The 11,353-nt window shown below is 41.9% G+C and carries 14 protein-coding genes; 5 read left to right on the top strand and 9 right to left on the bottom strand.

All coding sequences use genetic code 11. The features are described 5' to 3' along the window. The first annotated feature begins 13 nt into the window (after positions 1-13). Positions 14-703 (top strand): FadR/GntR family transcriptional regulator, encoded by a 690-nt coding sequence (locus GT674_RS07105; RefSeq protein WP_161285067.1) that lies wholly within the window; start codon positions 14-16, stop codon positions 701-703. 6 nt (positions 704-709) lie between these two features. Here the strand turns inward: GT674_RS07105 and GT674_RS07100 are convergent, their stop codons facing one another. From GT674_RS07100 to GT674_RS07075, 6 genes are all read right to left on the bottom strand, one after another. After that, the gene (locus GT674_RS07100; protein ID WP_161285066.1) at positions 710-1,594 is read right to left on the bottom strand and encodes a putative ABC transporter permease; all 885 of its coding nucleotides are present in this window, start codon (positions 1,592-1,594) and stop codon (positions 710-712) included. Positions 1,595-1,647: 53 nt separating this feature from the next. Then, complete coding sequence (locus GT674_RS07095) at positions 1,648-2,295, bottom strand: potassium channel family protein (protein ID WP_161285065.1); 648 nt, start codon at positions 2,293-2,295, stop codon at positions 1,648-1,650. Between the two features lie 13 nt (positions 2,296-2,308). Further along, positions 2,309-3,673 (bottom strand): TrkH family potassium uptake protein, encoded by a 1,365-nt coding sequence (locus GT674_RS07090; RefSeq protein WP_330585494.1) that lies wholly within the window; start codon positions 3,671-3,673, stop codon positions 2,309-2,311. A gap of 70 nt (positions 3,674-3,743) precedes the next feature. Beyond that, the gene (locus GT674_RS07085) at positions 3,744-4,604 is read right to left on the bottom strand and encodes a 4Fe-4S binding protein (RefSeq protein WP_179978696.1); all 861 of its coding nucleotides are present in this window, start codon (positions 4,602-4,604) and stop codon (positions 3,744-3,746) included. Further along, on the bottom strand, positions 4,597-4,749 hold the full coding sequence (locus tag GT674_RS07080; RefSeq protein WP_161285063.1) for a CD1871A family CXXC motif-containing protein: 153 nt from the start codon (positions 4,747-4,749) through the stop codon (positions 4,597-4,599). Before GT674_RS07080 ends, GT674_RS07085 begins: the two co-directional genes overlap by 8 nt. 21 nt (positions 4,750-4,770) lie before the next feature. Further along, positions 4,771-5,946, bottom strand: a complete 1,176-nt coding sequence (locus GT674_RS07075) for a TlpA family protein disulfide reductase (protein ID WP_161285062.1) — start codon at positions 5,944-5,946, stop codon at positions 4,771-4,773. A 291-nt stretch (positions 5,947-6,237) separates the two neighbouring features. On the opposite strand from GT674_RS07075, the gene GT674_RS07070 reads away from it, so the two are divergent. Both GT674_RS07070 and GT674_RS07065 read left to right on the top strand, forming a co-directional pair. Beyond that, positions 6,238-6,915, top strand: a complete 678-nt coding sequence (locus tag GT674_RS07070) for a response regulator transcription factor (RefSeq protein ID WP_161285061.1) — start codon at positions 6,238-6,240, stop codon at positions 6,913-6,915. Further along, positions 6,912-8,093 (top strand): sensor histidine kinase, encoded by a 1,182-nt coding sequence (locus GT674_RS07065; protein WP_161285060.1) that lies wholly within the window; start codon positions 6,912-6,914, stop codon positions 8,091-8,093. Before GT674_RS07070 ends, GT674_RS07065 begins: the two co-directional genes overlap by 4 nt. A 9-nt stretch (positions 8,094-8,102) precedes the next feature. On the opposite strand, the gene GT674_RS07060 is transcribed toward GT674_RS07065, so the two are convergent. From GT674_RS07060 to GT674_RS07050, 3 genes are all read right to left on the bottom strand, one after another. After that, positions 8,103-8,768, bottom strand: coding sequence for an amino acid permease (locus tag GT674_RS07060; RefSeq protein ID WP_161285059.1), 666 nt, complete (start codon positions 8,766-8,768; stop codon positions 8,103-8,105). 73 nt (positions 8,769-8,841) lie between these two features. Beyond that, a complete protein-coding gene (locus tag GT674_RS07055) occupies positions 8,842-9,303 on the bottom strand; it encodes an NAD(P)/FAD-dependent oxidoreductase (RefSeq protein ID WP_330585491.1) in 462 nt (153 codons plus the stop codon). A gap of 25 nt (positions 9,304-9,328) precedes the next feature. Then, a complete protein-coding gene (locus tag GT674_RS07050; protein ID WP_161285058.1) occupies positions 9,329-9,646 on the bottom strand; it encodes a (2Fe-2S)-binding protein in 318 nt (105 codons plus the stop codon). 254 nt (positions 9,647-9,900) lie between these two features. On the opposite strand from GT674_RS07050, the gene GT674_RS07045 reads away from it, so the two are divergent. Next, entirely contained in the window at positions 9,901-10,461 is a 561-nt protein-coding gene (locus GT674_RS07045; protein ID WP_161285057.1) for a prolyl-tRNA synthetase associated domain-containing protein, read from the top strand. 35 nt (positions 10,462-10,496) lie between these two features. Further along, positions 10,497-11,351 carry a YitT family protein gene (locus GT674_RS07040; protein ID WP_161285056.1) on the top strand — a complete coding sequence of 285 codons (855 nt, stop codon included), beginning with the start codon at positions 10,497-10,499 and terminating at the stop codon, positions 11,349-11,351. The last annotated feature ends 2 nt before the right edge of the window (positions 11,352-11,353 follow it).

Here is an 11,353-nt window from a genome sequence, read left to right as displayed (position 1 = left end):
TGAGGTAAATCATATGATGAATCTGTCATCTGAAGAGAAAAGTCTTCCTCAAAAAATATCTGAAGACATTATTGAACTTATTTTAGAAGAGAATCTGCAGCCAGGAGATAAATTACCTAATGAAACCATTCTGTCTGAGCGTCTGAACGCTGGAAGAAGTTCTGTCCGTGAAGCTATGAAGCTTCTCGCCTCCCGCAATATTGTTACGATCCGTCAGGGTTCCGGTACCTACATTGCCTCTTCACCCGGAATGGTGGAAGATCCGCTGGGCTTTACTTTTATCGGCAACAAACAGAAGCTGATTAATGACCTCCTGGAAGTACGCTTTCTCCTCGAGCCTTCTATTGCAGCGATGGCCGCCACACATGCCGACGAAAAAGACATAAAAAAAATCACCGCACTCTGCGATGAAGTTGAAAAATTATTAAAAACTCATAAGGATCACACGCAAAAAGATATCGAATTCCATACAGCGATCGCTATGAGCAGTAAGAACGTTGTGGTTCCACGACTGATTCCTGTGATCAACAGTTCTATTCCTCTCTTTGTTGAAACAACCGGCGGAACCCTGCATGATGAAACCATAGAAACTCACCGTGAGATTGCGGATGCCATAGCATCCCATGACCCACTCCGGGCACAGGATGCCATGTATCTGCATCTGGTTTATAACCGTAAAAGGATTCAGATGATAGAAAAATAAAACCAATTACAGTCTTTTCTTCAGCTCCTGGATCAGTTCCGAGTAGTCTCTGTGTTTCATCTTAGGGAAAGCCTTGATGATACGCCCCTGACCAACGATCGTATGGTTGGTGATAGAATTGGAAAGCTCATCAAACTGTGCCTGGAGCTCTGCTCTCTTCACTCGGAGCATTTCGATGGATTTTTCTTTCTGTGCTGCGGTTGCATCACGGAATTCTGCCCTCGCAAGGGATGCCTGAACCTTTCCTTCTCCAACTTTCTGCGCAGTCTCAATCGTTGTCGTAGCCAAAGTATCACTGAGTCTGTCACTCACAATTCTCAGATCGGAACGAACCTTGTCCAGTCGGGTAAGCTTCTTGTTAAGACCACGGATAACTGCTACCGTCACAATAAAGTCTGTCAGATACACTGCGTATAAAACAGCTATTACGATCCACTCCCAGGTTGCCGGGGTATGGGATGCCTGACTTTCTACATATTTCTGAAAAAACTTTACTACCATAACGATCGCAAGTCCCCAGATCAGCGAAAACTCCAGACAGATATATCCGTGGAAATTGAACGGCTTATCTGAATAGTCCCACCATCTCGCATGAAAACATACATCCAGCAGCCAGCCGGCGATCAGCTCCACTGCCGTTGCAAGGATAATTCCAAACAGAAAGATCATTGCATCATTCATCTGATGTCCGCCACTCTGAATCGTATTGAGCATGGCAAACACAGAAAGCACTCCGAATCCATACACAGGGCATACCGGTCCGTTCAAAAATCCTCGGTTTATAACCTTTCCAAGTGCTACCGCATGAAAAATAACTTCAACAACCCAGCCGCCAAAAGAATAAACCAGAAAATACAGGCATATCTGAAAATATGTCATTCCAAAAATCATGCCTCTCTCCTCCTAAAAATCACTTCTTTCACCTGTCTATTAATGCACTGTTATCAGATGTGGAAAAATTTCTGAATTGCTTTATAATCTCCAAGAACCAGAAGCGTACTGTCAGCTTCAAGAACTGTATCTACAGAAATTGTCACACTGACTTCTCTTTCTTTTTTTACTGCAAGAATATTTATATTATATCTTCTTCGAATATCCAGTTCTCCAACAGATCTTCCAATCCATTCATCTGGGATTGCTACTTCAAAGATCGCATGAGACGCATCTACTTCCATATAGTCAAGGATATGATCATCCGCATAACGGATAGATGACCATTTTGCCACCTGTTTTTCAGGATAAACGACTCTGTCTGCACCATTCCGTAAAAGGAATTTTTCCTGTACGTCACGCTCTGCCCGGGAAATTACCAGATTTGCTCCCAGTTCTTTTAATAATGATGTTGTCTCAAGCGAATTCTGAAAACTGCCTCCAATGGTAACAAAGCAGATATCAAAATTTCCTATTCCCAGTGATTCCAGGAAACTGGCATCTGTACTGTCTCCAATCTGGGCGTTGGTGACAAAAGGAAGGATTCTGTTGACTCGCTCCTCATTGATATCCACTGCCATGATTTCGTGTCCCATTTCATTCAGCTGCATTGCAATATGTTTTCCAAATCGTCCAAGACCAATAAGTAAAATATTCTTCATTCTATCTCCTCTTCTATCCAACTGTTATTTTTTCCAATGGCATTTTGGCATTCATATTTCTTCTGGATAATACTGCATAGATCAGGGTCAGTCCTCCTACACGTCCCAGATACATAAGCACAATCAGTATCAGTCGTGACAGAATATGAAGCCCCGGTGTGATTCCCAGAGTAAGTCCTACGGTTCCTACTGCTGAAGCAGCCTCATACAGACAAAGCTGTAATGAAAGCCCTTCATAAACACTGATGGTTATTCCTCCAAAGAAAAACAATACAAAGTACAGCATTGCTATCGTTGCGGCATTTTTTATTACCTGACCGTCGAATCTTCTTCCAAAAGCACCCGCATCCTCACGACTTCGAAATGTCGCAAATGCGTTCAAAAGCAGGGCTGCCGCTGTCGTTGTCTTCATACCACCTGCTGTAGAACTTGGTGATCCTCCGATCAGCATAAGAAGTATCATGATCGCCTGTCCTGCCTCAGTCATCGATGACAGATCTGCGGTATTAAAACCAGCCGTTCTTGTCGTTACAGACTGAAAAAGCGATAACAGCGTCCGTTTCCCAATCGATACCTGTCCAAAGTCACAGACAAAAAAGAAGATCGCCGGGACAAAAATCAGGATTGCGGTCGTTAACAGAATAATCTTGCTCTGCATACGATAACGTTTAAATCGGCGTTTATTCGTATAAACATCATCCCATGTAAGAAAACCAATGCCACCAATGATAATCAGAAGCATAATCACTATATTTAACCAGAAATTTCCAGCATAACCACTCAGTGATACAAAAGTGTTATCTGCGGTACCAAGTATATCAAATCCCGCATTACAAAAGGCCGATATGGAATGAAAAATCGACATCCATATACCTTTTATTCCAAAATCACGGCAAAATACCGGAAGAAGCAAAACCGCACCAATTCCTTCGATCAGAAACGTTCCTCTCAGAATAAACTTTGTCAGGCGGACAATACCACCGACTTTTGGTGCTGAGATGGCATCCTGCATGGTACTTCGCTGCATCAGTGATATCTTTCGTCCTGACAGCATAAACACCGAAACGGCAACCGTTACAACTCCCAGGCCGCCTGTCTGTATAAGCAGCAATATCACTGCCTGTCCAAAACCTGACCAGTAGCTTCCTGTGTCCTGCACAACAAGACCCGTCACACATACAGCAGAAGTTGAAGTAAAAAGTGCCTGATCAAATGGCGTTACAACTCTCTCCGCAGATGAGACGGGTAACATAAGCAGGAGTGATCCCAAAAGAATCACTCCTGCAAAACCTAAAATAATCATCTGAAAGGATGTCAGATGTTTTCTTTTATGTTTTTCTGGCATAACTAATCTCCTCTTTTTTGATTTTAATAGTATTATATACCAAAAAAGAAGTTATACAAGCTTAATATTGATTATCATCTGATATTAAGCCCATATAAAAATTTTATTTTCTTTTTGTCCCACACTGAATTGCCTGTGTCGGACAGATCTTTTTACATCTTCCACAGCGAATACATTCTAAGCTGTTCGGGTTTTCCACCGGATTTACTTCCATCTGACATGCTTTTGCACATTTTCCACAGTGAACGCATTTTTCTGCATCCACTCGATAACGGAAAACAGAAACTTTATTAAATACAGAATAAAAAGCACCCAACGGACAGATATATTTACAGAACGGCCGATAAATGATAATGGAGAGTATGATTGTGATCACCAGGATCGTATTCTTCCACACATAGAGCCATCCCACTGCACTGCGCATGGATTTATTCAAAAGCACCAGTGGAAGCCCGCCTTCCAGCGTACCTGCCGGACAGATCAGCTTACAGAAATAAGGGGAGCCCTGCCCCATAATATCCACCACAAATAATGGCATCAAAACTACAAACACCAGAAGAATCACATATTTCAGTTTACGAAGCAGCTTATCTCCCCTGAATGTCCGAATCTTTTTGGGAAAAGGAATCTTATTCAAAAGATCCTGGATCAGTCCAAACGGACAGAGGAATCCACAGACAAGTCTTCCCAGCAGAGCTCCGATAAAAATCAGAAATCCAACTATATAATATGCCATTTTGAAATTCCAGCTGCCGATCACTGCCTGAAAGGAACCAATAGGACAGGCACCTGTGGCCCCGGGGCAGGAATAGCAGTTCAGCCCCGGAACACATACATTTTTCAATTTTCCGGTATAAATCTTTCCAGTCACAAATCCGGAAACATGACTGTTTGTAAGTGCCGCCCACAATGCCTGAATTCCATGCCTCGGCCACTCATTTATTTTTATCTTCTTATTATCCAATTCCAATACACTCCATACAGATATTTACTGCTTTTGTGAAAACCACAGACATCTCGCCTCTGTAAATTCCAAAAATTATCATCAGAATTCCCGCTCCAGCCAAAACAACTCCTGTCCATTTAGTTTCTGTCAGTTTTTTCATCATATTTCTCACCATGCTCATTCATTATTTGGAAACATTCTGTAATTCTTTTTCTACAATCTCTTTCCACTCCTCCAGTGAATGACTTCCTGTATAAGTCTCACCTACGATGTTTCCATCTTTGTCAACAAAGAAAGTTTCAGGAAACGCAGAGATTCCATTTAAACGTCCGTTCATCATTGTAGAATCCGGAATCAGGAATGGATAGGATGCTTTTGTCTTTTCCTGAAGAACACCGGCTTTTTTCACTGTAGCATCATCCTGTTTGCCGTCATCTCCTACTGTATCAAGAACTACACCAACAACACCCACTCCTTTTTCTTTCATCTCTTCATAGAGTTTCTCCAGTTCCGGAATCTCGTTGACACATGGAGAACACCAGGTGGTAAAGATGTTTACCAGAGTCAGATCATAATCGCTAAATACTTTTTCTGTATAGTCCTTTCCGTCAATGCCCTTTGTCTCAAACTTTCCTACAGTTGTGGAATCACCTGTATTGCTGGTGTCCTGCGGCTGATCAAAAGCAGAAAGCTGCTGGAATGATGTCATCTCTGTAAATGTCGGAGCAATTTCTTCAACTTCTTTTCTCAATGTTTCGTCTGCATCTTTATTAGTGCTCAGATAGTATTTATACTTTCCGTCGCTGCTACTTCCAAGCTCTTTGTGTTCCGTACATCCTGTGGTCTCATCGAGTTTTTTCTGAGATTCCTCGTCATAGATGCCGAGCACTCCGATTTTTGCAAGACTGTTGCACCAGTCTTGATATGCCGTACCAAGCTTATCAACCTCTGCATTCTTCTGTTCTTCTGTCATTTCACTCCAGCTTAAATACGCATATTTTATTGCATCTGCATTGTCATTCCATTCTTCATTGGAGATCATCGCAATCGTCTGATCCTTCATCTGCTTCTGCAGTTCTTCCGGAATCGTAAAATTCAATCCCAGGAATGGATACTCATAAGAATCCTGTACCGGTACAGTCGTCTCGGACGGTTTAAAGGTACCTGCCACCAGGTCTGACGGGATTGCATCGCCATCAGCAGCAACTGCCTCACCATCAACTGCCATTCCCGCTTCGTCTGCCGGAACCGCCATTGCTTCTGTACTTTCTGCTGCCATTACTGATACACTTCCAAATGTAGATGCTCCCAATACTGCTGCTGCCATAAGTGCTGTTATTTTTTTCATTCTGAATTTCATGATATTTATATCTCCCTTCATATTTGTCCTGTAATTTATAAATCGTTTTGTGTTTTTATTATACACGCTTTGATTACTGTAACCGTATTATATCATCCTGTCTATAAAATCTCTGTTAAGAAATCAAAAAAATCAAAATTTCTTTTTATTCCTGTATTTTTTACGGGAATTTTATATGGAACATGATATGATAATACCAGAGTTCCAATATAAACGTTACTGTTCACTCCGTTCACAGTAACATATAAACATTTTTAACCCCGACATCATATTTGACAAAGGAGATTTCTTATGCACATATTAGTAATAGAAGATGAAGAACAGCTCTGCCGCTCGATTGCAGAGGGTCTTCGCATGAATGGATACGAAACAGATACCTGTTTTGATGGAGATGAGGGACTGGAATTGTGCCTGACCGAAAATTATGATCTGATTCTTCTGGATCTGAATCTTCCCGGCATAGATGGTCTGGAAATCCTGCGGCAATTCCGGGAAATAAACTCCTCCACACCTGTTCTGATCCTCTCAGCCAGAGGACAGATCCAGGACAAGGTAGAAGGACTTGATCTTGGAGCAAATGACTATCTGACAAAGCCCTTTCACTTCGAGGAACTGGAAGCCCGGATCCGCAGCCTGACACGGCGAAAATTTATTCAGGAAAATATCTGCCTGAAATGCGGACGCATCACCTTCGATACCCGCACAAGAAAGGCTGCCATTGACAGCGAAGAACTTTCTCTCACCCGGAAAGAAACCGCACTGCTGGAATATTTTATGCTTCACCAGAATCGTATCATCAGCCCGGAAGAACTGATCGAACATATCTGGGACGGAAGCGTCAACAGCTTCAGCAATTCTATACGCGTCCATATTTCTGCACTTCGCAAAAAGCTGCGCACAGCTCTTGGTAATGACCCGATCCAGAACAAGATCGGACAGGGCTATATTCTGACGGAGGATCTGAAATGAACAAAAAAAATCCAATAAAAAAGCTTTCTCTGCAATGGCGTCTGACACTGATCATTACACTTCTGATGACCATTACCTGTGTTCTGATGTACTTTTTTATCAGTCGTTCCGCTGTCACCGGAATCGAAGATCTGGGAGATTATGTTGTACGGATCAACAAAACCGATTCCACGCCAATTACCTTTAACATTAATCCGTCTACGTTATTTTCGGGACTTTCCGATCAGGTACAGGCAACCAAAGATCAGTTCCGTGTCAGAAGTATCATCGCCACTGGGATCATCATTCTTCTGAGCAGTATCTGCACTTATTTTATCAGTCGGCGTGCACTGCAGCCTCTGCGCAGTCTCAGTAACGAGGTTAATAAAATAGAAGCTCAGAATTTATCGGAATCTCTTGAAGTTCCTGATACGAATGATGAAATTTCACATCTGACAGGCTCCTTCAACAAGATGCTCTCCCGTCTGGACGAGGCATTTACCGCACAGAAACAGTTTTCTGCCAGTGCAGCACATGAACTCAGGACACCGCTTGCCGTTATGCAGACAAATCTGGAGGTTTTTGCCCGCAAAAACAATCCTGATATCGAAGAATATCAGGAAATTTTCAGAATGATCCAGGAACAGACCGAGCGGCTTTCTCACCTGTCCGAGGTTCTTCTCGATATGACCGGCATACAGTCCATAGAACGTTCCGATTCTATTTCACTGGCAGCACTCACAGATGAAGTATTTTGTGATCTGATTTCTGTTGCCGACCAAAAAGAAGTCGAACTGATCCAAAAGGACGGTGACTGTACCGTTATCGGAAGCTATCTGCTTCTCTACCGGGCTGTGTATAATCTTGTGGAAAATGCCATCAAATACAATCATCCCAGTGGAAAAGTGACTGTAAAAATATCACAAAAAAAAGCAGAGCCTGACTGCTCTGCCCCTTCTGTTTCAACTGACTGTGCTTTTGTTGAGGTAACAGACACCGGAATTGGTATTCCTCCTGAATTTCAGGAAAGAATCTTTGATCCATTTTTCCGGGTGGACAAGTCCAGAAGCCGTGCCATGGGCGGTGCCGGCCTTGGACTCGCCCTTGTAAATGAAATTGCCAGACAACATGGCGGACTGGTCAAAGTACTGGAAAGCAGCAAAAAAGGCAGTACAATTGCATTGATACTGCCTTTATAAAAAACTGCCTTATTTCCATATTCCTTTACTTTTCCGTACATAATAGTAAAGCTCATTTTCCATGGCCATGACTTTTTCGAGCGGGATACTTTTGAATACTTTCATCTTCATCTTGAATTTGATCCATACAGCCGAATATATTTCCAGTACAATAAAGCATGCCCCTGTCAAAAGCCAGATATTCATACGCTCCTGTGGATCACTGGATATATTAAGAATCATATATGCCGTTCCAACAATTCCTATAACCGGAAATAATATACCACAAGGCACTTTAAAGTTTCTCGGTGCATTTGGAAGACGTTTTCTGAAAATCAGTACGTCAACGTGTGCAAGTATGTATGAAATCATCCAGAATACCGAACCTGCCAGGATAAGAAAAGAGATCATATCTGCAGAACTGTCACTGAAATATCCAAAGATAAGAATCGCTGCACTTACAAACATCTGACCAAACCATGGAACGTTGTGTTTATTGGTCTTTGAGAAAATTTTTGGCAGCATATTCATCTTTGCCATTCCCTGACCCGGCTGAAATCTGACACCAAAGCACGTATCTGCATCTCCAAGATTCCATGCCTTCACACCAAATACAGTTCCGCTTATATAGGTTGTAACTTTATCACTTCCTATATTGAAAAGCAGATCGATACTCCCATCCGGAACTGCTTTCATCTCATGTGATTTTCCCTGTCTCAGCGAAAACTCATAAAAATGTGAAATTCCCAGCTGTGGACAGTTCAGCTTTTCAAGCTATCTTTGCGGCATGAACACCATAACCTCCAACTCTTGGTGCAGCTCCTGCTCCGATTACACCAGGTTTTGTCCATCCCTCAAAATTTACCATGTTTTCGCTTGCACCTGTTGCAACAAGAACTGCATCGCCTTTATAATGTTTTACTTTGTCTCCGACTTTTACGGTTACTTCCTTCTCTGGATATAAACCAACTACAATAGCATTTAAGACTACTTCCACTCCATATTTCTCGGCCTCGGCAAGAAGCTCCTGACCAATTTTGAAGCCTCGTACTTTTGCCTTATGTTCTTTTGAACCGAAGAATTTATGGATCTGTTTAAAAAGCTGTCCACCCGGCTTTGCATTTTCATCAAACACAATTGGCTTTAAACCTTTTTTTGCGGCTTCGATTGCCGCAGACAAACCAGCCGGACCGGCGCCAATTACTATCATATCGTATCGTTCTATCTTCATAATTCCAGTCTCCCATCCATTTATTTTATTTCTGCGGTGCTGCCGAAACTCCATACTGTGTCTGAACAACCATGCCTGCCTCAAGTGGTGTGATGCATGTTCTGATGTTTGGTTTACCATCTACGATCATTACACAGTCCGTACATCTTCCTATCGCACAGAACACTCCTCGTGGTTCATGTGTTTTTGCCGTATATCGATGAGCCATGACTCCTGCTGCTTTCAATGCTGTTGCAATTGGTTCGCCTTCATAGCCTTCCAGCAATTTCCCATCATAACTGAATGTAACTTTTTTTCTCTTTGGCGTTTCTCCAAGTATCGGGTGATTCTTAATTCTGTCCATGATCTCATCCTCCTCATAAATCTATAAAACAGAAAAGCGCCAACGAATTTATCGTTGACGCCTTTGTCTCTCTCATTAACTGATTAGACTTTATCATTTAGTTTTAAATTCGTATTGTAAAAAACGATACTGACCTGTAAAGCATTCCGATACGTATCCAGAATAAGACTTTACACTTTCGTCAAATGCCGCTACAATGATTACATAAAAAATCCAGTTATCAAATATCTGCAAAAATAAAGGAGTATCAAAAAATGGAACTACAAAATGGAAGACCTGAAAATACCGACAAACGACTTGACAAAGAAATCCGCGTATATGATTTTTTAGATAAGCTGGGAATTGATTACCAGAGAGTAGATCATGAGGCAGCCATGACCATGGAAGCCTGCGAAGAAATTGACCGCACCCTCGGTGATGATACCACGATCTGCAAGAATTTATTCTTATGCAATCGCCAGGAGACAAACTTCTATCTGCTTTTAATGCCTGGCGATAAACCTTTTAAAACCAAAGATCTTTCTGCCCAGATTCACTCTGCCAGATTATCCTTCGCCAAACCGGAATATATGGAAAAATATCTGGATATCACCCCGGGTTCTGTCAGTATCATGGGACTGATGAACGATTCCGAAAACAAAGTACAGCTTCTGATTGACGAAGACATCATGAAAGAACCTTATTTTGGATGCCATCCATGCATCAATACTTCAAGTCTCAAATTTGCAACAGAAGATCTTACCGGAAAAATCATCCCGGCTCTCGGACACGATCCAATTACTGTGAATCTGCCGGTTCCGGAATCACATAATTAATAATTTCGAACACTGACCAGAAAAGGATTTTATTTATGAAAAAGCAATTGACTTATACGAAATTTCTCATGGAAACAATCATCCTGACAGGTGCAGTCGCAATTATCGCTGCCGCTGTATACTTTTTCCTGGTGCCAAGTCATACTTCTGTCAGCAGTATTTCCGGTCTTGGAATTGTACTGTCCAATTTCATACCCCTTCCATTATCTGCAATCACCATGATCCTGAATGTGGTACTATTGATCATTGGTTTTATCACCTGTGGAAAGGAATTTGGCGTAAAAACCGTCTACACCAGCATTATGCTCCCTCTGTTCCTCGGACTGTTTGAAAAAATCTTTCCGGATTTTGGCTCTATGACCAACAGCCAGGAGCTAGATGTTCTCTGTTATATTCTGATTGTCAGCGTAGGACTCAGCATTCTTTTTAATCGCAATGCATCCTCCGGCGGTCTGGATATCGTTGCCAAGATCATGAACAAATATCTGCATATGGATCTCGGAAAGGCAATGTCACTCTCAGGTATGTGCGTCGCACTTTCTGCCGCATTTGTCTATGACAAAAAGACCGTCGTTCTGAGTATCCTAGGCACTTATTTCAACGGTATTGTCCTGGATCATTTTATCTTTGACCACAATATTAAGCGACGTGTGTGCATTATCACCCAAAAAGAAGAAGAACTCCGGAATTTTATCATCCATGATCTGCACAGCGGAGCAACTATCTATGAAGCCACCGGGGCATATAATATGCAGAAACGAAACGAGATCATCACGATCGTTGATAAGACAGAATATCAGAAACTTATGAACTTTATCAACCAGGAAGATCCTCTGGCATTTATCACCGTATACAACGTTTCTAATATGCGTTATCAGCCCAAGGTATAAAA

Source organism: Blautia sp. BIOML-A1, from assembly GCF_009883055.1.
Classification (GTDB): domain Bacteria; phylum Bacillota; class Clostridia; order Lachnospirales; family Lachnospiraceae; genus Blautia_A.
Note: the sequence above shows the minus strand (reverse complement) of the source record. Positions and strands in the feature narration are given on the sequence as shown.